The sequence below is a fragment of the Altericroceibacterium indicum genome, from assembly GCF_009828105.1.
Classification (GTDB): domain Bacteria; phylum Pseudomonadota; class Alphaproteobacteria; order Sphingomonadales; family Sphingomonadaceae; genus Altericroceibacterium; species Altericroceibacterium indicum.
Map to the genome: position 1 here is coordinate 479,936 of NZ_WTYQ01000002.1, position 21,655 is coordinate 501,590.

Annotated in this window: 16 protein-coding genes and 1 tRNA gene; 10 read left to right on the top strand and 7 right to left on the bottom strand. The window is 57.5% G+C overall.

What is annotated here, in order from left to right:
• Positions 1-13 precede the first annotated feature (13 nt).
• From GRI39_RS07130 to GRI39_RS07155, 6 genes are all read left to right on the top strand, one after another.
• Positions 14-649 (top strand): urea amidolyase associated protein UAAP2, encoded by a 636-nt coding sequence (locus GRI39_RS07130; RefSeq protein WP_160739000.1) that lies wholly within the window; start codon positions 14-16, stop codon positions 647-649.
• Positions 646-4,251 carry an urea carboxylase gene (gene uca, locus GRI39_RS07135; RefSeq protein WP_160739001.1) on the top strand — a complete coding sequence of 1,202 codons (3,606 nt, stop codon included), beginning with the start codon at positions 646-648 and terminating at the stop codon, positions 4,249-4,251. The genes GRI39_RS07130 and uca overlap by 4 nt, the downstream gene beginning before the upstream one ends.
• On the top strand, positions 4,248-6,014 hold the full coding sequence (atzF, locus tag GRI39_RS07140; protein ID WP_160739002.1) for an allophanate hydrolase: 1,767 nt from the start codon (positions 4,248-4,250) through the stop codon (positions 6,012-6,014). The genes uca and atzF overlap by 4 nt, the downstream gene beginning before the upstream one ends.
• A gap of 275 nt (positions 6,015-6,289) precedes the next feature.
• The gene (locus tag GRI39_RS07145) at positions 6,290-7,282 is read left to right on the top strand and encodes a sterol desaturase family protein (RefSeq protein WP_160739003.1); all 993 of its coding nucleotides are present in this window, start codon (positions 6,290-6,292) and stop codon (positions 7,280-7,282) included.
• Between the two features lie 115 nt (positions 7,283-7,397).
• The gene (locus GRI39_RS07150; protein ID WP_343033307.1) at positions 7,398-8,096 is read left to right on the top strand and encodes a hypothetical protein; all 699 of its coding nucleotides are present in this window, start codon (positions 7,398-7,400) and stop codon (positions 8,094-8,096) included.
• An 80-nt stretch (positions 8,097-8,176) separates the two neighbouring features.
• Positions 8,177-8,494, top strand: a complete 318-nt coding sequence (locus GRI39_RS07155) for a 2Fe-2S iron-sulfur cluster-binding protein (protein WP_160739004.1) — start codon at positions 8,177-8,179, stop codon at positions 8,492-8,494.
• A gap of 54 nt (positions 8,495-8,548) precedes the next feature.
• On the opposite strand, the gene GRI39_RS07160 is transcribed toward GRI39_RS07155, so the two are convergent.
• From GRI39_RS07160 to GRI39_RS07170, 3 genes are all read right to left on the bottom strand, one after another.
• Positions 8,549-9,886, bottom strand: coding sequence for an aldehyde dehydrogenase family protein (locus tag GRI39_RS07160; protein WP_160739005.1), 1,338 nt, complete (start codon positions 9,884-9,886; stop codon positions 8,549-8,551).
• Between the two features lie 75 nt (positions 9,887-9,961).
• Positions 9,962-10,249, bottom strand: a complete 288-nt coding sequence (locus GRI39_RS07165; RefSeq protein ID WP_160739253.1) for a UvrB/UvrC motif-containing protein — start codon at positions 10,247-10,249, stop codon at positions 9,962-9,964.
• Between the two features lie 66 nt (positions 10,250-10,315).
• Positions 10,316-11,830: an aldehyde dehydrogenase family protein gene (locus GRI39_RS07170; protein WP_160739006.1), complete on the bottom strand. Its 1,515-nt coding sequence runs from the start codon at positions 11,828-11,830 to the stop codon at positions 10,316-10,318.
• A 105-nt stretch (positions 11,831-11,935) separates the two neighbouring features.
• On the opposite strand from GRI39_RS07170, the gene GRI39_RS07175 reads away from it, so the two are divergent.
• The 3 genes from GRI39_RS07175 (at position 11,936) to GRI39_RS07185 (ending at position 15,358) form a co-directional block, all read left to right on the top strand.
• Positions 11,936-13,585, top strand: coding sequence for a GMC family oxidoreductase (locus GRI39_RS07175; protein ID WP_211371480.1), 1,650 nt, complete (start codon positions 11,936-11,938; stop codon positions 13,583-13,585).
• Complete coding sequence (locus GRI39_RS07180; RefSeq protein ID WP_160739007.1) at positions 13,585-15,192, top strand: GMC family oxidoreductase; 1,608 nt, start codon at positions 13,585-13,587, stop codon at positions 15,190-15,192. Before GRI39_RS07175 ends, GRI39_RS07180 begins: the two co-directional genes overlap by 1 nt.
• 89 nt (positions 15,193-15,281) lie before the next feature.
• A tRNA-Pro gene (locus tag GRI39_RS07185) sits at positions 15,282-15,358 on the top strand.
• A 155-nt stretch (positions 15,359-15,513) separates the two neighbouring features.
• On the opposite strand, the gene GRI39_RS07190 is transcribed toward GRI39_RS07185, so the two are convergent.
• From GRI39_RS07190 to GRI39_RS07205, 4 genes are all read right to left on the bottom strand, one after another.
• Positions 15,514-16,062, bottom strand: a complete 549-nt coding sequence (locus tag GRI39_RS07190) for a CHAP domain-containing protein (protein ID WP_160739008.1) — start codon at positions 16,060-16,062, stop codon at positions 15,514-15,516.
• Positions 16,063-16,200: 138 nt separating this feature from the next.
• A complete protein-coding gene (locus tag GRI39_RS07195; RefSeq protein ID WP_160739009.1) occupies positions 16,201-17,745 on the bottom strand; it encodes a PH domain-containing protein in 1,545 nt (514 codons plus the stop codon).
• On the bottom strand, positions 17,742-18,215 hold the full coding sequence (locus GRI39_RS07200) for a PH domain-containing protein (protein WP_160739010.1): 474 nt from the start codon (positions 18,213-18,215) through the stop codon (positions 17,742-17,744). The genes GRI39_RS07195 and GRI39_RS07200 overlap by 4 nt, the downstream gene beginning before the upstream one ends.
• A gap of 43 nt (positions 18,216-18,258) precedes the next feature.
• Positions 18,259-19,647 (bottom strand): M20/M25/M40 family metallo-hydrolase, encoded by a 1,389-nt coding sequence (locus GRI39_RS07205; protein WP_160739011.1) that lies wholly within the window; start codon positions 19,645-19,647, stop codon positions 18,259-18,261.
• 277 nt (positions 19,648-19,924) lie between these two features.
• On the opposite strand from GRI39_RS07205, the gene ettA reads away from it, so the two are divergent.
• Entirely contained in the window at positions 19,925-21,607 is a 1,683-nt protein-coding gene (gene ettA / locus GRI39_RS07210) for an energy-dependent translational throttle protein EttA (protein WP_160739012.1), read from the top strand.
• Positions 21,608-21,655: the final 48 nt, after the last annotated feature.

Genomic DNA, 21,655 nt, shown 5'->3' on the forward strand with positions numbered 1-21,655 from the left:
GAAAGCCCGAACCATGACCAACTCCACGGGAACCGAGGGCCTTGCTGGCACCATTGTCCATGATGAAATCGTGCCTGCACGCGCACCATGGTTGCACCACATCAAAGCGGGCCAGACGCTGCGTATCGTCGATCTGGAAGGCAATCAGGCGGTGGATTTCCTGCTCTACAGCGCCGCTGACGATACGGAACGCTACAGCGCACAGGATACTGTCGCCGCGCAAGGCAATCTGTTCCTGCGCAAAGGTGCAGTGCTTCGTTCAAACGAAGGGCGCGCGATGGCCACGATCACCGACACATCGGTGGATTATCATGACACGATTGGCGGGGCCTGTTCATGTGAATCCAACACACTGCGCTATGGCCATCATACCAAGGCCCAGCACGCCTGTGTCGAGAATTTCCTTGAAGCCAATCTGACCGAAGGCCGCAGCAAGCGCGACATGGTCTCCAACATCAACTTCTTCATGAATGTGCCGGTCGAACCAGACGGTTCACTCGGCATCGTGGACGGCATTTCAGCGCCCGGCCTCACAGTCGACCTGCGCGCTGAAATGGACATAATCGTGGTGGTTTCCAATTGTCCTCAGATCAACAATCCCTGCAACGCCTTCAACCCCACTTCAGTGCGGATGATCGTGACTGCATGAGTGCGGCAACGGTACTGGTCGCAAACCGAGGCGCGATCGCCACCCGGATTATCCGCACGCTGCGCCAGATGGGAGTGCGCTCTGTCGCGGTGTATTCCGAAGCGGATGCAGATTCCCTTCATGTCTCGCAGGCCGACATTGCTGTCTGTATCGGCCCTGCTGCGGCGGCAGAAAGTTACCTCAACATCCCCGCCATCATAGCCGCCGCCAAGGCTACCGGCGCAGGCTATATCCATCCGGGCTACGGCTTTCTGGCCGAAAATGCCGAATTTGCGGAAGCCTGTGAGGCACAAGGCATTGTCTTTGTCGGCCCGCGCCCCGATCATATCCGCACCTTCGGCCTCAAGCACAGCGCCCGCGCCTTAGCTGAGGAACAAGGTGTACCCCTGGCCCCCGGCACTGGCCTGCTGACGGATGAGGAAGAGGCTGCACAAGCTGCCAACGAAATCGGCTATCCCGTCATCCTCAAAGCCACCGCTGGCGGTGGCGGCATCGGGATGCGTATTTGCGAAGATGAAGCCGCCGTGCGTGATGGTTTTGCCGGCGTTGCCCGCCAAGGCGCTGGAAGCTTCGGTGATGCTGGTGTGTTCCTTGAACGCTACATCGCCCGCGCGCGCCATATTGAAGTGCAGATTTTCGGCGACGGCGAAGGCCGGGTGATGCCGCTGGGAGAACGCGATTGTTCGCTCCAGCGCCGCAATCAGAAAGTTGTCGAAGAAGCCCCCGCCCCACGCCTTTCTTCCGCTGTCCGCCGCGATCTGATCGCCGCTGCCGTCCGCTTGGGGAAAGCTGCGCATTATCGCTCTGCCGGGACAGTCGAATTTCTGTTTGATGCTGAGCGGGAAGAATTTTTCTTCCTTGAAATGAACACCCGTTTGCAGGTTGAACATGGCGTCACTGAAGAAGTGATGGGCATTGACCTTGTTGAATGGATGATCCGTGGTGCAGCGGGTGACTATGCCTTTATGGACCGGGCTCCGCCGGTTGCGCGGGGCCATGCGGTGCAGGTGCGCCTCTATGCCGAAGATCCAGCGCTGGACTATCGCCCCACCACCGGCACACTGACCTCCATCAATTTCCCCGAACGCATCCGTTCGGAAACATGGTGCGAAGCGGGTAGCACGATCAGCGCATGGTATGATCCGATGATCGCCAAGCTGATTACCTACGCCGAAACACGCGAAGGCGCCATCGAAGCCATGCAGAGTGCGCTCGATGAAACCCGCGTTGACGGGATCGAGACAAATCTGCGCTGGCTGCGCGACGTGCTGCGGGACGAACGTTTCACCTCAGGTAACGTCTCCACCCGGATGCTCGATACTATCGGCTATAATCCGCACAGTATCCGCGTTGTTTCCGGCGGCACGGCCACCACCGTGCAGGATTGGCCGGGCCGTGAAGGTTTGTGGTCAATCGGCGTACCGCCTTCAGGGCCAATGGATGACCGTTCTTTCCGTGTCGGCAATATGCGCCTTGGCAATCCGGAAGGAATGGCGGGTCTGGAAGTCACCTTCACCGGGCCGACACTGTTCTTCAATGCCCCCGCACGGTTGTGCATCACCGGGGCTGATTTCGGCGCAAAACTGGACGACATGCCCATCGAACGCGGCACACCTTTCGATGTCGCTGCCGGACAAACGCTCTCTATGGGCCGCGTTTCAGGTGGCGGGATGCGCGGCTATATCCTCTTTGCAGGTGGGTTAGACATTCCCCCCTATCTCGATAGCCGCAGTACATTTGAACTCGGTCAGTTTGGCGGCCATGCAGCGCGCCGCCTGCTGGCTGGCGACACATTGCATCTGGCTCAAATGGCGGCCGATACAGCCATCGAGCCTGCCACACCATCGCCCGATTTCGGCAATCGCTGGACCTTGCGGGTGATGTATGGCCCACATGGCGCGCCCGACTTCTTCACGCAAGACGACATCGCCTCTGTGCTGGAGGCAGAGTGGCAGGTGCATTACAACAGCAACCGCACCGGCGTGCGCCTTGTCGGTCCGAAACCCGAATGGGCGCGCAAGGATGGCGGCGAAGCTGGCCTTCACCCATCCAATATTCACGACAATCCTTATGCCATCGGCGCAGTTGATTTCACGGGTGACATGCCGATCATTCTGGGGCCAGACGGGCCATCGCTAGGCGGCTTCGTGTGCCCCTTTGTGGTGATCGCAGCAGACCGTTGGAAAATCGGCCAGCTTGCACCCGGCAATCGGTTGCGCTTTGTGCCAGTCAATATTGAGGATGCACAGGCCGCCAACCGCGCGCCGCTGTCGCTCAGCTCTGGCACTGCCGATGCGGGCGACATCGTCCGGGACATCGCCGACCTGTCCCCCATTCTTGCCGAAACCCCGGAAGACGGCCTGCGCCCGCGCACCTTCTACCGGCAGCAGGGCGACCGGAATATTCTGGTCGAATATGGGCCAATCGTGCTCGACATCGAACTGCGCATCCGCGTTCATGCTTTGATGACAGTGCTTGAAGCCAAGGCACTGCCCGGCGTGGTCGATATTGTGCCGGGCATCCGCTCCCTCCAGCTTCATTTTGACGATAATGTGCTTGATCAGGCTGGCGCCCTTGCCGCCTTGATGGACGCCGAGAACGAATTGGGCGATCTGGAGGATTTCACCATTCCTTCACGCATCGTCCATCTTCCGCTCAGTTGGCGCGACCCGGCGATCACCGAGACAATCGAAAAATACATGGCCGCCGTACGCGATGATGCGCCCTGGTGCCCGGATAATATCGAGTTCATTCGCCGCATTAACGGGTTAAAAGATGCCGACGCGGTGCAGGACATCGTGTTCGATGCCACTTACCTCGTGATGGGACTGGGCGACGTTTATCTCGGCGCACCAGTCGCCACGCCGGTGGACCCGCGCCACCGTCTCGTCACCACCAAATATAACCCAGCCCGCACATGGACCCCGCCCAATGTTGTCGGCATCGGCGGGGCTTATATGTGCATCTATGGGATGGAAGGGCCCGGTGGCTATCAGCTATTTGGCCGCACCATCCAAGTATGGAACACCTACCGCCAGACCGATGTGTTCAAGGACGGTAAGCCCTGGCTGCTACGCTTCTTTGACCAGATTCGCTTCTTCGAAGTCAGCGCTGAGGAATTGGAAGAATGGCGCCGCGATTTTCCCACCGGGCGCCGCTCAATCGAGGTTGAGCAAACCGAATTCCGCCTGGCAGATTATCGCAAGTTCCTCGCCGAGAATGCATCATCCATCGATGCGTTTCAGGAAACCCGGCAAGCCGCCTTCGATGAAGAGCGGGCGGAATGGCAGCGCAATGGTGAGTTTGATCGGGTTTCTGAACTGATCGAAGATTCCTCCGGTGCAGAGCTGAACGCTCCCGCCATTGAAGTACCCGAAGGCGCTGATCTGGTGGAGGCCCCTTTCGGCGGAAATGTCTGGAAGTTACTGGTTTCGGAAGGCGATGAAGTTGAAGCCGGTGATGTGGTCGCGATTATAGAGGCAATGAAGATGGAATGTTCACTGGAAAGCCCCAGCGCGGGCACAGTCTCCGCGCTCTACATGCAGGAACGTCAGGCGATTGAACCGGGTGCGCCTCTCCTTGCGCTGACACGCCGCGCATGACGGACCTCACCCGACAGAGCGCCACCGCCCTTGCTGCATCGGTCAATAATGGCACCCGCAGCGCTGTTTCCATTGCGGAGGATACACTCGCCCGCCTTGCAGCCTATGATGAAATCCAGCCGCAAGCCTGGATCAGCCGCGCCGCGCCGGACGCTATTATCGCTGCCGCTCGCGCCGTCGATGCCCGCGTTGCCGCTGGTGAACAGCTTCCGCTGGCAGGCGTGCCCTTCGCCGCGAAGGACAATATTGACGTTGCCGGTTTCGAAACCACTGCAGGCTGCCCCGCTTTCGCTTATCAGCCTGAGGCATCTGCGACTGCAACCGTGAAGCTGCTGGAAGCCGGGGCGATCTGTGTCGGCAAGACTAACCTTGACCAATTTGCCACAGGCCTTGTCGGCACGCGCAGCCCCTATGGCATCCCGCGCAATGTCTATAATCGCGCCTATGTCAGCGGTGGCTCCAGTTCTGGCTCTGCCGTGGCCGTGGCAGCGGGGCTGGTTCCCTTCGCCCTCGGAACCGATACGGCTGGCTCAGGCCGTGTGCCTGCTGCGTTCAACCACCTTGTCGGTCTGAAGCCGAGCAAAGGGCGCTGGAGCACGACGGGCCTTGTGCCTGCCTGCCGCACTCTCGACTGCATCAGCGTGTTCACCGATAGTGTTGCCGATGCGCGACTGGTGGATCGTGTGATCGCCGGTTTTGATGCGAGCGACCCCTATTCCAAACCACTCGCCACCCGCCCGCTTCAGCCCAAACGCATCGGCGTGCCGCGTCCCGATCAGCGTGGCTGGTTCGGTGATGGCCAATCCGAATATCTTTATCAGCAAGCGCTCGATGTATTGGGAACGGGAAGTGAGGTTGTCGAACTCGACATTGCCTTCCTCAATGAAGCTGCAAGCCTGCTCTATAGCGGCCCCTGGGTGGCAGAACGCACCGCCGCCCTTGCCAAATTACTGGCCGAAAATCCCGCTGCGATTGACGATACGGTGCGCACTGTTGTGGAACCCGGCAGCGCCATATCGGCTGTGGACCTGTTCAATGGCATATATCGCCTGGCCGCATTGCAGCGGCAAGCGGAGGAAATGTGGCAGTCGGTCGACATGCTGGCCTTCCCGACCACCGGCACAACCTACCGGGTGGCAGAACTACTGGCTGCACCAGTCGCGCTGAATAGCAATCTTGGCCTCTACACCAATTTCGTAAACCTGCTCGACATGGCTGCCATCGCGCTGCCTGCTGGCGCTCGTGCCAATGGTACCGGCTTCGGCATCACGCTGATCGGCCCTGCCGGAAGCGATACGGGGTTGATGGATGCAGCCGAGGATTATCTGGCGAAGGCGGATTTGCCCGCCCCGCCCCCGCTTGATCTGGAGGGAAAAATGGAAACTGTGAAACTGGCTGTCGTCGGCGCGCACCTCAAGGATATGCCGCTCCACTGGCAATTGACTTCACGCGATGCAAAATTCGTCGGAGCTTTCCAGACAGCGCCCAACTATCGCCTCTACGCCATCGCCAACAGCGTGCCGCCCAAGCCCGCACTGGTGCATAGCGACGATGGCGCGGAAATCGCGGTTGAAGTTTATGAACTTGATGTGGCCGCTTTCGGCAGTTTTGTAGCCGAAGTTCCGGCTCCGCTGGCCATTGGCACCGTTACCCTGTCCGACGGAACAAGCGTAAAAGGTTTCGTTTCCGAACCCCGCGCGACCGATGGAGCGGAGGATATCACCGCTTTGGGTGGCTGGCGGCCCTATGTCGCGCGCGGCTGAACAATCATTTCCATAAAAGTGCATCTCTGGTAATTTGAATACATTATTACTCTTGACGCATTCGTTAATATCGATAGCCTGTCATTCTATAGCGATAAGATACGACGTTCTCAGGGAGAGATTCTGAAGTATGCCGGGCCAATCAGCGGCCCGGTTGATGGAGTCCGTGTACGATATTCGTTTGGGACGACAGTAGGAGGCTTGGCGATCACCACCTTCCATCCCGCGCGAAACGGCTCGGATTGCCACGCTCACGATGATGGGGGTTAGGGAATATGGCCGGTGTTCGTGTAGGAAATAGGATCATAGGGGCTGATGCGCCTGTCACCGTGGGATGGGAGAACATTCCCAAGGTAGAAGGCGGCCCGGTGAAGCGTTTCATCTTCACTTATTTTCAGCCCTTTGTCCTCTTCTCGCTCATCGCCTTCTGGTATTACGCACCCAATTCTCTCGCTGTCGCGACCACCGCCATCATCATTGGCATTTCCTTCAGGGTCCTGCTGATCGGCATTGAGCTGATCAATCCGCGTCATAAGAGCTGGCAGCTCACCTGGAAGGAATTGTGTACAGACCTCTTCTATGTCGGACTTGGCTACACGGTTTTGCGGATGGTCGATGTCTATATCGGTGACGGCGCAATCATCGGAGCCATCCAAGGCGCCTATGATTGGGACAAATTCAGCTGGTTCACCGGGTTGCCGTTGCTGGTGCAGGCGCTGATGATATCGCTCATCTTCGACTTCGGGCAATATTGGATGCACCGGGGAATGCACAATTGGTACCCGCTGTGGCTCACCCACGCGCCGCATCATTACATCACCCAGCTCAACATCAACAAAGGTGCTGTCGGTAATCCGGTTGAACTGTTCCTGATTGGCCTTGGAATCGGTGGCTTCTTTGACTTTCTGCCCCGTGCGGCTCTCTTGGCCGGTACGTTGGGGCTGGCGATTGGTACCTATCAGCACATCAATGTGCGCTTCAACACGCCCAAATGGTGGCGCTTCCTGTTCAACACGACGGAACACCACAGCGTGCATCATTCACAGGATTTCGAAGCCAGCCGCAGCAATTACGGTTCGACCTGGATCATTTTCGACCGTCTCTTCGGCACCTGCATTGATGGTGAAGCAGAGAAGCTCGGCATGGAAGGCGGCCGTCGTATGCAGATCAGTGAAACCATGGTTTACCCTTTCACCGAAGGGTACAAAACCACGAAAGAGTGGGTTCAGCGCCGGCTCCGTCGGCCGGGCAACGCCCAAACCGCATAACACTCCGGCCCGACACTTCCCACCAACGTCCCGCAATGTCCATCCCACCTCTCCCGCGCAACTGGCGTGGGAGAACGGGCAGCTCTGTGCCTGAAACCCGCTGGAGAATCTCCGAGTGCTGAAACTGCCTTTCATCGACTGGATCTGGACAACCAGAGGCTATGTGGTGCTTGACCCGCCGAGATCGCCCGCCAGCACATTTGCAAGGCTTGATCCCCTCTTGAAAACAAGCGGCACAGAGTATGAAGTTGATGGCAACACGCTGACCTATAGGAAAGAAAACCCGGCAGCACAGGACAGGCTGGCCACCTTCACCAAGGGTACGCTGAAAGTGGTGGAAGAGAAGGGCCAGTCCCGCCTCCGTTACAGGCTGACCAGCCCTGCCTTACTGCTGGTGTTCCTCGCCCCCCTGCTGTTCCTCGCCTTTGCGCAAGCCACGATAGTCATCTCAGAACTTGAACGCCCAACCGAAGCCGAAAAGGCAGCGGCGAAGGCCAAGAAGGAAAAGGACGCGGAGAAAGACAAAGAGCCTCAGCAATTAAACGTGATCGATCAGATGCTGGGCGCACCTGCCCCGGAAACGCTGGAGGAAAAGAAGCAGCGGGAAAAGCAAGAGGGCGAGGAAGAAGAAGAAGGAACACACTCACCCAAGGCAGCCTATGTGTTTGCCGGAATTTTCGCCGCCCTGTTCTGCTTTGGCCGCTGGCTGGAGCCGTGGTTGGTCAGGAAGAGATTTCGTAAAGCGTTGAATCAAAGCGCCGAACCAGAACTCACGGATAGGGGACAAGAGCCAGAGGCCCAGTTCCACAGCTAATCCTGCTGGCCGATCCCCTTCAACAAAACTCATCACCACCAACACCGCGCGGCCTTGCCGTGCCGGACGGAGACTTCTGCATGATTACTTTGAATATTGAAACGCTGGAAGGTGAAACTCGCGCAGTCCCAGTCGAACCGCAAGGTTCACTGATGGTGGCTATTCGCGATAATGGGTTCAGCGAGTTGCAGGCCCTGTGCGGCGGATGCTGTTCCTGTGCGACATGCCATGTGGTGATTGACCCCACATTCACGCCAAAGCTGCCGGCCATGTCGGAAGATGAAGATGGCCTTTTGGATGGGTCCGACCACCGCCAGGAGAGTTCTCGCCTGTCCTGCCAGATTCCGCTCACCAGCGAACTTGATGGCTTGAAACTGCGCATCGCCCCGGGTGATTGATGCGCAGCAATGTCAGAGCGACCGGCACGATGCCGGTCGCTCTGATCATGCAGTTTACTGGTGCAGATAAACGGCCCGCTCATGCGAGAAGGCTTTGAAGCCAAAGTGGCCGTGATAGCTGCCAATGCCACTCTGATTCACGCCGCCGAAGGGCAGGCGATTTTCCAAATAATGCGAGAAGACGCCGTTAATGGTCGCCCCACCAGATGAAGTGCGATTCAGCACCTTCTCCACATTCGCTTCATCCGGGCTATACATATACAGCGCCAGCGGTTTGTCGCGGTCTTCAATATAACTGATGACCTGATCGAGATTGTCATATGTCATCACCGGCAGAACCGGCGCGAAGATTTCTTCCTGCAAAATTTTCATTTCCGGCGTGACATCGGTCAGCAATGTGGGGTGAACGGTGAGATCCGTTTCATCCATTTCGCCGCCCACGGCAATATTGGCGCCCTGCGACACAGCATCATCGAACAGGCCCTTCACCCGGCGGAAATTGGGTTCGTTGACGATCTGCGCAATGCTGTCTTTCTTGATCTCGCCACTATCAGAATAGAGGTTTTTCTGGAGGTTCGCCTTGAACGCATCAACCAACTGGCCCTGCATAGCTTCGGGCACGAAGACATAATCCGGGCAGATGCAGGCCTGCCCGCCATTGAACTGCTTGGCTGAAGCAAGGTCCGCCCCGATCTTTTCAATATCGGCGCCCTTGTCGATAATGACCGGGGATTTGCCACCCAGTTCAAGCGTCACGCTGGCGAGATGCTTCGCAGCGGCTGCCATCACAATCTTGCCAACACGGGTGCTGCCCGTGAAAAAAATGTGATTGAAGGGCAGCTCAAGCAGGCTTTCAGCAACGCTCACATCGCCTTCAAACAGAGCGACTTCACTCTCGTCAAATATCTCGCGAATGATAGTGCCTGCAATCTTTGCCGTAGCCGGGCAGAGGTCAGTCAGCTTCACCATGCAGCAATTGCCAGCCGCAATGGCCGCCGCCAGCGGGCCGAAGGTCAGGCCAAGCGGGAAATTCCATGGTCCAAGGATCAGGCACACGCCAAGCGCTTCTGGCACAATCATCGCTTTATCGTCAGCATTCATGGACGGTTCGACCGGAGTCGGCTTCATCCAGTCATCGAGATGATCGATATTGCGCTGAATATTGGAAGTGACATTCATTACTTCAGTGACGCGGATTTCGCCTTCCGGCTTGCGCGTGTCTTTCTGCACCGCTGCAACAATATCATCGGCGTGTTTCTCTACTGCCGCTTTGAGCTTGGCGAGCTTCGCCTTGCGCTGCTCTGCCGTAGAGGCTTTCACATCCCATTGTGCCTTGCGCTGCAGGGCAAAGATGCGTGCAATATCCTGAGTGGTGTTCGTATCATGAGACATAAGATTTTCCCGTCTATAAGCGAATGATCAGTGGACGTGGATGGTGATGTTTCGAGCCAGCGAGCCGGTGAAGCGTCAGGTCTTGTCTGACCGACGCCGCCCCCTGCCCCTGGTCATCGGATCGGGTTTGGGGGGCGGCTTCCAGCCTTTGGGTGGAGTAACTTTTTGCTGGCTCGTGCCAAGGCCCATAGCGCCAGGTTGCTGGCGCTGAAGACCAGAGGCATCGGCTTGGGCGGCCTCTTCCGCCGTGGCGCCGCTACGCATCAGATTGATAGCGTTTCGGCATCGTGCCGCTTCCTCGAAATCGAGATCACGCACCGCAGCTTCCATCTTCTCATAGAGGGTTTCAATCGTTTCAACCATGAAACTGGAATGCTTGAGAGGTGAATTCGGCACCAAAAAACGCCCCTGACCCGAGCCAGCAGATCGTCAGCCGAGGCCCACCGTCACGGACTTCAGTTCCGTATAGGCTTCGATCCCCGACTTGCCATTTTCACGGCCCCAGCCGCTGGCTTTATAACCACCCAATGGCAATGCCGGATCGACACCCGGCGAACCGTTGATCCGCACTGACCCCGCCTTCAAACGCCTCGCCAATTTGTGTGCCTTGGTGATGTCATTCGTGTAGATGGAAGCAGCAAGGCCAAATTCGGTTTCATTGCCATAGGCTGCAAGTTGTTCAACATCTTCATCTGCCGAAAAACGTGCAGCGCACAGAACCGGGCCGAAGATTTCTTCCTTGCGGACCTTCATCGATGCCTTGGTTTCGACCAGCACAGTTGGTTCGACATAATAGCCACCGGCATATTCATCGCCTTCCTTGCGCTTGCCGCCGACCAGCACCTCTGCGCCTTCGGACTGGCCCGACTGGACATAGCCGGTCACGCGTTCAAGCTGGATATTGCTGACCAAGGGGCCAATCACCGTATCTGTATTGAGCGTGTTGCCGACTTTCAGCATCTTGGCCATGCCCGCCACACCTTCCAGCACCTGATCGGCCACTTCTTCGGCAACAAACAGGCGAGAGCCTGCGGCGCAAACTTGCCCTGCATTGAAGAAAATGCCCATGGCCGCTGCCGGAATCGCCTTGGACAAATCCGCATCCGCGAAGATGAAGGTTGGCGATTTGCCGCCCAGTTCAAGCTGCACGCGCTTAAAATTGGTTTTGGAGGCATCAATGATCGCCCGGCCTGTCTGGGTGGAACCTGTGAAGGCCACCTTGTCGATATCCATATGCGAAGCGAGCGCAGCGCCAGCCGTGCGGCCAAGGCCAGTGACGATATTCACCACGCCGTCTGGAATGCCCGCTTCCTGAATGAGCTGGCCGAGACGCAATGTAGAAAGCGGGGTCTGTTCAGCAGGCTTCAGCACCACGGTGCACCCAGCCGCCAGCGCCGGGGCAAGCTTGCCCACAGCCATTACCAGTGGGAAGTTCCACGGCACGATCTGGGCACAAACGCCAATCGGTTCACGCAGCACATAGGAAAGCCATTCCCCCGGCGCAGAGACTTCATGCGTTTCGCCGGTCAGCTTGGTGGCCCAGCCCGCATTATAGCGCAATTGGCCCACAGACCCGGCCACGTCGATCATCCGGCTGAACTGAATCGGGCGGCCGACATCGAGCGTTTCGATAAGAGCCAGCTCATCACCATTTTTCTCGATCAGATCAGCCAGATCGAGCAGCAGCTTGGCGCGTTGATCGGGCTTCATCTTGGGCCATGGGCCGCTTTCAAACGCTTTACGCGCAGCGGCCACCGCATCGTTGATATCCGCTTCACCCGCCGCAGCCACTTGCGAGAGGATCTTCCCCGTGGCGGGATTCTCGGTTGTAAAAGTCTCACCGCTTTGCGATTCGCGCCATTGTCCGCCAATCAGCATTTTGGCTGGAGATGTACTCCATTGCGCCTGTAGCGCGGCAACCCGGCTGTTCAGATCTTCACTCATAATTGACTCTCTCCCAATGCTTGTAGCCTTGATCATTTACCGGCATAAGAATTGTAAGCACCACTTACCATAAAAATCAGGTGCAAAAGATTGAGAGGATGTCTGGTGAGTGAATACGATTATGTCATCGTCGGCGCCGGGTCTGCCGGTTCGGTTCTGGCAGCACGGCTGACAGAAGACCCGGATGTGCGCGTGCTTCTGCTCGAAGCAGGCGGCGGCGCAGAGAAGGCTGAGAACTTTCTCATTCGTATGCCACTGGGTTTTCTGAAAGCCTTGCTGGACCCTCAATACACCTGGCCCATGCGCACCGAGCCGGAACCCTATTGCAACAACCGCGTGCTGCCTTTGCCGCGCGGCAAGATGCTGGGGGGCTCCTCTTCCATCAACGGCATGGTCTATATGCGTGGGCACAGCCGGGATTTTGATGGCTGGGCGCAAAAAGGGTGCCGGGGGTGGAGCCATGCCGATGTCGCCCCCTATTTCCGCAAGCTGGAACGCAGTTGGCGCGGAGCAAGCGATGTGCATGGCGGCGATGGCCCCCTGCCCATCGCCCGCAATTCCGACAAGAATCTGCTGCACTATGAATTGATGGAAGCGATTGAACGTGCCGGATATCCGATCACCGAAGACATTCATTCCGGTAATGAAGAAGGCGCTTCGCGCGTTGAGCTGACGATTGATGAAAAAGGTCGCCGCGCTTCTACCTATCAGACCTATCTCAAACCCGCGATGGCGCGTCCCAATCTCACCGTGCGCACCAATGCCCTCACCCACCGCATCACCTTTGAAGGCAAGCGCGCCACCGGGGTTGAAGTGGAAGTGAACGGTACAATCGAAACGATCACCGCAAAACGTGAAGTGATCCTGTCGGGCGGTTCCTACAATTCCCCGCAATTGCTCATGCTCTCCGGTATTGGTCCGGCAGCGCATTTGCGCGAACATGGGATTGATATGGTGCTCGATGCCCCCGGTGTGGGGCGAAATCTGTCCGAACATCCCCGTGTGCCGCTGGAATTTGCCGCCAATGGCAAGATCACTTTCGTCAATCAATTGCGCTTTGACCGGGCCACTCTGTCCGTGATGCGCTGGTATCTCTTCGGCAGCGGCCCATTCTCCCGCCAGGTAAATAGTGCCAATCCAATGCTGCGCACTGATGACCGGCTCGACCGGCCGGATATTCAGCTCTTCGCCAATCCGGTGAAGATCGGTTCGAACCTTTGGTTTCCCGGCTTCCGCAAGGAACCACCGCATGTCCTGTCTGCCGATGTAATCCTGCTGCACCCCCAGTCACGTGGCTGGGTGCGGTTGAAATCGGCCGATCCGCATGATCTGCCCGCCATACAGTTCAACCTGTTCGACAATGAAGCCGATTGCGCCACCGCCCGTGCCGGCATTCGTATGGCCCGCACAATCTACGCCACCGAACCGCAAGCTTCCTTGGTGAAACAGGAAACCCTCCCCGGTGCGGATTGCACCAGCGATGATGACCTAGACGCCCATATCCGCGCCACCGCTGGCGTGACCCAGCACCCGGTTGGCACCTGCGCCATGGGCATTGCCTCCAATAGCGTGGTCGATCCTGAATTAAGGGTCATCGGGATTGAAGGATTGCGTGTGGTCGACGCCTCGATCATGCCCGATGTCCCCGGAGCCAACACCAATGGACCCACCATCATGATCGCCGAAAAAGCGAGCGACATCATTCGCGGGCGCAGTCTGCCCGCTGATCAAACACCCAAGCCGGAGGCCGCGTGATGTCTATTGCCCCTGATTACATCGTTGTTGGCGGCGGATCTGCCGGTGCGGTGCTGGCCGCGCGCCTGTCACAATCCCCCACCACGCGAGTAGCCCTGATCGAAGCGGGCAAGGATGAACGCGGGATCAAGCTGGTCATGCCGCTCGCCTTCCCGCAAGTCATGGCAGACAAGCGCTTCAACTGGAATTACCAGGGCGAAGAAGAACCCCACGCCAACAACCGCCGTCTGCGGCAGCCACGCGGTAAGGGATTGGGCGGATCATCGCTCATCAACGGGATGCTTTATGCCCGGGGCCACGCGCGCGATTACGATGAATGGCGCCAGCTTGGCCTTGCCGGATGGGGTTATGAAGATGTGCTGCCCTTCTTCAAGAAGTCGGAAAACCATTGGGGGCCTGAAGACCATTATCACGCCAAAGGTGGTCCGCTGACTATCAGCAAACACCCCGCCAGTATGAAGCTGCACCCCATTTTTCAGCAAACACTTGAAAATGCAGGCTATCGCTATGTGGATGACTATCATGGCGCAGAGCAGGAAGGCTGGAGCACGCCAGACCTATGCGTCCATCAAGGCACCCGTGGAAGCACGGCGGCCCGTTTTCTGGACCCAGCCAAACGGCGCCCTAATCTCAAAATCATCACCGGTGCCCATGCCACTAAGATCGAAATTGAAAATGGTCGTGCGGTGGCGGTACATTTTGATGATGCCACTGGCCCCAAGCGCCTGACCGCCAATCGGGAAATTATCCTGTGCGGCGGTGCATTCAACACACCGCAATTGCTCCAACTTTCTGGCATTGGCGCAGGCGCTGATTTGCGCACACACGGGATTGAAGTGGTGCATGATTTGCCCGGCGTGGGTCGCAATTTGCAGGATCACCCCTCCATCGGCCTGATGTATGGCGCGCAGCACGAAGTGACGCTGAATCCCGATCTTCGGATTGATCGGATGGCAGTGTCGGTTCTTCGCTGGATAACCAATCAGAAAGGGCTGATTGCCAGCCTTCCGGTGATCGCCAATGGCTTTGTCAAAACGAGACCCGATCTGGAACGGCCAGATGCGCAATGCCTGTTCCAGCCGACCACGATCTTTGCCCGCCTCTGGGGGCCGCTATGGCGTAAACACATCGAAGATACGGTGGCGATGGCCTGCGTCCACCTGCGGCCTGAAAGCCGTGGATGGGTGAAGCTTGCCTCTGCCGACCCGAAACAGCCGCCACGTATCCTCACCAATGTGCTGAGCACCGAAGGCGACCGGGCCTTCTTCCGCAGGCTCATCCCCCAGATGCGCGCCCTGATGGCCACTGCCCCCCTCACCGATGTTCTGACGGGTGAGAAAATGCCCGGTGCCAATGTGGAAAGTGATGCGGAAATGGACGCATGGGTGCGTAATGCCATCAACACCGCCATGCACCCGGTCGGCACCTGTGCAATGGGGCCGCAATCTGATCCTGATGCCGTCTGCGACGAGAAATTACGGGTTCGCGGGATTCAGGGCCTGCGAATTGCCGATGCTTCGGTGATGCCACGCATTGTGGGAGGCAATACAAATGCCGCCTGCATCATGATCGGGGAACGCGCAGCAGACTTTATTCAGCAGAATTAAGCACTGCTGTGGATAAACGTAAAAAATGACAAATCATGGCCGTTTTGTTGTTGCTTCCTGAAAAGGGTGATCCTAAAGGGGCTGCGGATCGGGGAGTAGCGCAGCCTGGTAGCGCATCTGGTTTGGGACCAGAGGGTCGTAGGTTCGAATCCTATCTCCCCGACCATTTTCCAATATTTCGATTTGGTAAAAATGGCTGAAGCCGGTCCGCATGTTGCGGCCGGCTCATTTTATTTGAAGTTCTGATATTTGATGGAATGAAGTTGGCTGCAACCGGCGCGCCATGCGCTGCCGGTAATGCTATAACAGCCCTTAGCCTGTTCAGCCGCTGACGCTCACATCCTGCATGGCGATTTCCACATTGCCCTGCAGTTGAGGCTGCGGCTTTTCATTATAGATGAAGCCATAGACCGGGTTGGTTCTTGCACCCAATGTGTGGCTCGGGCCGTACCAGACGCGTACTTCGCTCCAATCGCCATCCTCGGACACATCCACCGCCATCACATCATTTTCGATAAGGCCGGGGCGTGACCAATTTGCATGGCTGATTTCAATATGGCGATCATCGATAATCTGGCTGACCACTGCGACATGACCCAGCGGCATCACTCCGGTTGGGGCAAATGCAACCACTGCTCCGACCTTGGGTGTCTGACCGCGGCGATATTTGCCATCGGCCTGTGCCCACCATGTTTTCGCATTGCCATGAATAGAAATGCCCGACAATTCGCGGGCATAGGGAACACATTGCAGTGGAGATGCTTGTACAGGTGTGGCTACTGCCGCCGTCAGGGCGAGACCCGCCGCAAGCCAATGTGTTTTTCCAAACAGTTTGCTTGCTCGTGCGGAAATTGGCCCAAATGACAGCATGTTCACGTCCCTCGTTTCGATCCGAGGACGCTGATACATTATGTCATCTGAGATGGAATACCTCCCGCCCGCAACCGGTCGTGCGGCACGTTCATCTTGCCGCAAGCATTGCATTAAATACGGTGAGTTGAGGAACCCTCACTGTGGAAGGTCAGAAAAGTCCACCGCAGCAATGGAATTGAGCACCGATTCCCGCAGCGCAAAGGCCTCTGCAATCGGGACTCCGGGAATCGAAAGCTTCCCCCCGGCAAGGCCAAAATGGACCGTGCAATAGCCCAGCCAGCGCCCCAGCGGGCCACGAGCGATTTCGACCGTCTGCAAACGGATTTGCTGTGCAATGACCAGTTCAGGCGTGACCAGCCCTTCCCGAACAAAGATCTGCCTCACCCCCACTGCATAGCGATGCCGGGCGAAAGAGAAATATTGGCGTAACCCCAGCATGGGCAAGACAACCAACCCGGCAGCCAAAGCGAGCAACCAGCGCCCTTCCATCGCCAGAAATGCGATCATTGCGAGCACAGGTATGGCTCCGAGGATTCCCAGCACAACCCAGCGGTCAGACTTGGGTAAATGCCAGCGGGCATCTGCCGGAGGTGCACTCAACCCTGCTTCACGGACAATCGGCCATATCTCATCCATTTGGGCAAAAGGTGCGACCACATGGCTTTCAGAGCCGCTATCTTGCGCCAGGCTGATAAATTTGAGCCCGTGCCAGCCGAACAATCGGCGAAGGCAACCAGTGGTAATTCTCGCCGCCTGCACACGGTGCACCGGCATCACTACATCGGTCCGGGTGAACAACCCCCGCCGCCGGCGGAAACCGCGCGCATTGCGCTCCAACGTGAACCCCCAATCGCGTGCGACGGTTCGCGCGATCCCCGTCGCCAATCCGATCAAGCCGATGGTGATTGTAACCACCGTGCCGACAATAACCGGCCCAACCACTCCCCAGGCGCCAATCCAGGACATCTGACTGCTGGCAAACCCTCTCCAGTCATCAAGCGACCAAACACTATAAGGCAGGAAGGAATCGAGCTGCTGCAAAGCACCGGCCAGCAATGCAAAGATAATCAGCGAGAATTCAAACAGGCCAAACAGAGCCAGCCGCCCCGGCCCCATCGTGAAGAGCAGCCGCGATTCAGGCTCCGCAACACCAGCAGCAGCAGTCGCCGCTTCCGCCCTGGCCTCTTGCCGCGCTGAGCCGAGCGCATGGTCTTCACGTCTCTCGCGCACCAATGTACGCAGGCGCTCCCCTTCAGATTGGGTGACAAAGCTCAGCTTCAGCTCATCCTTGCCGCCAGCGCCGGTTTCAAAACAAATGCTGGTCAGCCCCAAAATGCGGGGAATCAATTTCTGTTCAAGGCTAACATCCTGAATCCGTTCATAAGGAACAGATCGCGCATCCCGGCTGAAAATGCCGCTTTCCACACGAACATCTTCATCGCCCACGAAATAGCGCCGGCGAGTCCAACCCAGCCAAGCCACAGCAACGTTGAACACGATGATCGCCAAACCGATCAGAAGGCCGACCACCACAGGGGTATCGCCAAATTGTTGTGAGCCAAACATGAGGGCTATAATCGGCAGAATCGCCTTGCGTAGATTCTCCACCACTTGCACGATAAAGCCCAATGGGCTGGTGCGCTGCCCCTGATACGGTGGAATGCCCCCTTCCCCGGTCACAGAGTTTCCCGCTTGATATGGCGACGAATATCTTCGCGCATAGCGTCAGCGTCAGCACGCTTGAGTCCGGCCAAAGCGACGGAGGAATTATGCGTTCCCGCCGTATGCACCACCAGAGTGGCTAGGCCATAGAACCGTTCAAGCGGGTTCTGCGTCACATCAATATGCTGCACCCGCCCGAAAGGGACCACCGTATCCCTGCGGAACAGCATCCCCCTGGCCACACGCAGCCGATCACCCGACATCATATAGCCCTTATGCGCATAGCGCCGGGCCGGAAGCCGGATAATCCAGAACAGCGCCAATGCCGCCCCCAAAGCGATGACATACCACCGCACAGGGGGAAAAATCAGGCCGGCAATCACCGCTGCAATGACGCAAAAAGCCCCCGCAGCAAAAGATTGGATGCGCAAAACCCTGACATGATCCGGATGGACCTTCGTCAGTTCATCATCATTGCCGTGATCCATTAAATCCCCCTGTCGCCGGCCCGCTCATATGCCCCGGCCTCTATCAATCAGGTTTGATAGGCCCAGCTTCATTCGATAAAAGGCCGACAACCTGCGTCCAGACAGCAACATTCTGGCGCAATTGTACCGGATCGATCTTGTCCAGCGTATCATCGGGTGTGTGGTGCAGATCAAAATAATGTGTGCCGTCCTGCGCCAGATCGACATGACCGGTTTTCTGGTCATGAATGATGGTCAGATCTTCGCCATTATCCGCAATGGCCGTGGAGCCTTCGACCCCAAACCGTTCCACCGCCTGAATCAAAGCCTTGTGCAACGCTTCATTCCCGGCAGCAAAATTGGTTCGTATCTGCCAGATACGGTCTGCGCCAAAATCGCTTTCCAGCCCCACAGCGATGGGTTCCTTCGCATGAGCTTTGGCATAGGCCTTCCCGCCCCATACTCCAGTTTCTTCAGCGCCAGCAAACAACACACGGATCGTCCGCAAAGGCTGCCCCGCCTCGGCCACATGCTGCGCCGCCGCCGCAATAATCGCGCACCCTGCCCCATCATCAATCGCGCCAGTGCCCAGATCCCAGCTGTCGAGATGGCAGGCGAGCAGAACGGGCGGCAAGGATGGATCACGCCCGACGATTTCTGCCGTGACATTACCCGATTTCGTTTCGCCCAAATTGCGCGGAGTCAGAACCAGATGAAGTTTGACATCATCGGACCGCTCCAGCATCCGCGCCAGATTATCCGCATCGGGATTGGAAAGTGCCGCAGCCGGAATAGGGGCCACCCCATCGGGAAAGCTGGTGCCGCCAGTATGCGGCGTGCGGTGGTTATCAGTGCCGACCGAGCGGATCACCGCCGCCACCGCACCCTTGCTCGCCGCCAGCCCCGGCCCGGTCCAGCGCACTGGCCCGGCAAAACCATAACCTGAACCATCCTGTGTGCGCTTCATATGGTGGCTGATAAAGGCAATCTTGCCCTTAAGGCTCCCTGCCGGAGCCGCTTCCAATGCGGCATAAGAATCAAACCCTACCACTTGCGCAGTGATGCCATCAGCAGGCGTCGCCGCCGAATTGCCCAGCGCCACCAGCGTCAGCGGCTGTGGGAATGGTGAAACAACCTCAGCCTTCTCTACGCCGCGCACCCATGTTTTCATCATGAACGGCTCTTCACGCACATTGGCAAAGCCTTGCGCGGTGAGCCATTTCTTTGCCCAATCGCGCGCGCGTTGTTCTGCCGCAGTGCCCGACTGACGCGGGCCAACTTCGGTCGTCAGCCCTTCAACGAAATCCCAGGCATACGCATCCGATTGCAGCGCCTGATCGGCGACAGCATCGAGCTTATCCTGTTCAGCCGCGCTGACAGAAGGGGTTTGAGCCAAAACCGGCGCGGCCAGCAAGGCGGCAGCCGAAGCGAGGAGCATGTGCGATAGTTTCATGGCCAACGAAGCTAGCAGGCGGAGCGCTGCTGCCAAGGGGGTTTCGGGGCTGTGGTTGCTGGAGGTTGCTGAGGTGACTGGATTCCCGCCTACGCGGGAATGACGAGGCTCTTATAGCGCTTACCTCATTTTCGTCATTCCCGCGCAGGCGGGAATCCAGAAGCGACATACCCCTCCCCCGCCAAAACAGAGCTTATGCTTGCCCCCAGCGGCGACACATTCTATTTGCAGGCCCAAATCTCAAACAGACACTATAGATCGAGCCGAAGGACCACGCATGGCCGCCCAATATGCATATGTCATGAAAAGCATGACCAAGACTTTCCCCGGCGCACAAAAGCCGGTTCTCTCTGACATTAATCTGCAATTCTATCAGGGTGCCAAGATCGGCATCGTCGGCCCGAACGGTGCCGGTAAATCGACCCTGATGAAGATCATGGCCGGAATTGATACCGATTTCACCGGGGAAGCATGGCCAGGTGAAAACATCACTGTTGGCTATCTGGCACAGGAACCTGAGCTGGACCCGGCCAAAACCGTGCTTGAAAACGTCAAGGACGGTGCGCGCGAAACCGCCGATATGGTTGATCGCTTCAATGCGATTTCTGCCGAAATGGGTGACCCGCAGGATGACACCGATTTCGATGCGCTGATGGAAGAAATGGGCGACCTTCAGGGCAAGATTGATGCCGTGGATGGATGGTCGCTCGACAGTCAGCTTGAACTGGCGATGGAAGCGCTGCGCTGCCCGCCATCCAATGCCTCAGTGGAACAGCTTTCCGGTGGTGAAAAGCGCCGTGTCGCCCTCACCCGCCTGCTGATCCAGAAGCCTTCCATTCTGCTGCTTGACGAACCGACCAACCACCTCGACGCCGAAAGCGTGGAATGGCTGGAACATCACCTCAAGGAATATGCCGGTGCGGTGCTGATGATCACCCACGACCGCTACTTCCTCGACAATGTAGTGGGCTGGATTCTGGAATTGGATCGCGGGAAATATTTCCCTTACGAAGGCAATTATTCCACCTATCTGGAAAAGAAGGCCCAGCGCCTTGGGCAGGAAGAGCGTGAGGAATCAGGCCGCCAGAAATCGCTCAAGGAAGAACTGGAATGGATCCGGCAGAGCCCCAAGGCCCGCCAGACCAAGTCCAAGGCCCGTATCCGCAAGTTCGAACAGCTTCAGGATGCCCAGAAGGATCGCAAGCCCGGCAAGGCGCAGATCGTTATTCAGGTGCCTGAACGCCTCGGCGGCAAGGTGATTGAAGCCAAGAACCTGACCATGAGCTATGGCGACAAGCTGTTGTTCGAAGATCTGTCCTTCATGCTGCCACCCGGCGGCATTGTCGGTGTGATCGGCCCGAACGGTGCGGGTAAATCCACCTTGTTCAAGATCATCACTGGCAAGGAACAGCCCGACAGCGGCTCCATCGAAATCGGTGAAACCGTGCATCTGGGTTATGTCGATCAGAGCCGTGGCGATCTCAACCCCAAGAACAATGTATGGGAAGAAGTTTCCGACGGCCTCGATTACATGAAGGTCAATGGCCACGATATGTCCACCCGCGCCTATGTAGGGGCCTTCAACTTCAAGGGGCAGGACCAGCAGAAGAATGTTGGCAAGCTCTCAGGCGGTGAACGCAACCGCGTCCACATGGCCAAGATGCTCAAAGAAGGCGGCAACGTGCTGCTGCTCGACGAACCGACCAACGATCTTGACGTCGAAACGCTGTCCGCTCTGGAAGATGCGATCGAAAACTTCGCCGGTTGCGCCGTGGTCATCTCGCATGACCGCTTCTTCCTTGACCGACTGGCCACGCATATTCTGGCATTCGAAGGCAATAGCCACGTCGAATGGTTCGAAGGCAACTTCGCAGATTATGAAGAAGACAAGCGCCGCCGTCTTGGCGATGCCGCCGACCGTCCGACGGCGCTGTCCTACAAGAAACTGACGCGCGACTGAATATGATGACATCACCCACCGGTCTGCACTTGTTGTGGGCCGGTGGGT

Coding starts and splice junctions, on each gene's coding strand:
- GRI39_RS07170 (WP_160739006.1), bottom strand. CDS start 11,830: ATGAGTGAAGATCTGAACAGCCGGGTTGCCGCGCTACAGGCGCAATGG.
- GRI39_RS07200 (WP_160739010.1), bottom strand. CDS start 18,215: ATGGATCACGGCAATGATGATGAACTGACGAAGGTCCATCCGGATCAT.
- GRI39_RS07130 (WP_160739000.1), top strand. CDS start 14: ATGACCAACTCCACGGGAACCGAGGGCCTTGCTGGCACCATTGTCCAT.
- GRI39_RS07190 (WP_160739008.1), bottom strand. CDS start 16,062: ATGCTGTCATTTGGGCCAATTTCCGCACGAGCAAGCAAACTGTTTGGA.
- ettA (WP_160739012.1), top strand. CDS start 19,925: ATGGCCGCCCAATATGCATATGTCATGAAAAGCATGACCAAGACTTTC.
- GRI39_RS07180 (WP_160739007.1), top strand. CDS start 13,585: ATGTCTATTGCCCCTGATTACATCGTTGTTGGCGGCGGATCTGCCGGT.
- GRI39_RS07155 (WP_160739004.1), top strand. CDS start 8,177: ATGATTACTTTGAATATTGAAACGCTGGAAGGTGAAACTCGCGCAGTC.
- GRI39_RS07160 (WP_160739005.1), bottom strand. CDS start 9,886: ATGTCTCATGATACGAACACCACTCAGGATATTGCACGCATCTTTGCC.
- GRI39_RS07165 (WP_160739253.1), bottom strand. CDS start 10,249: ATGGTTGAAACGATTGAAACCCTCTATGAGAAGATGGAAGCTGCGGTG.
- atzF (WP_160739002.1), top strand. CDS start 4,248: ATGACGGACCTCACCCGACAGAGCGCCACCGCCCTTGCTGCATCGGTC.
- GRI39_RS07205 (WP_160739011.1), bottom strand. CDS start 19,647: ATGAAACTATCGCACATGCTCCTCGCTTCGGCTGCCGCCTTGCTGGCC.
- uca (WP_160739001.1), top strand. CDS start 646: ATGAGTGCGGCAACGGTACTGGTCGCAAACCGAGGCGCGATCGCCACC.
- GRI39_RS07145 (WP_160739003.1), top strand. CDS start 6,290: ATGGCCGGTGTTCGTGTAGGAAATAGGATCATAGGGGCTGATGCGCCT.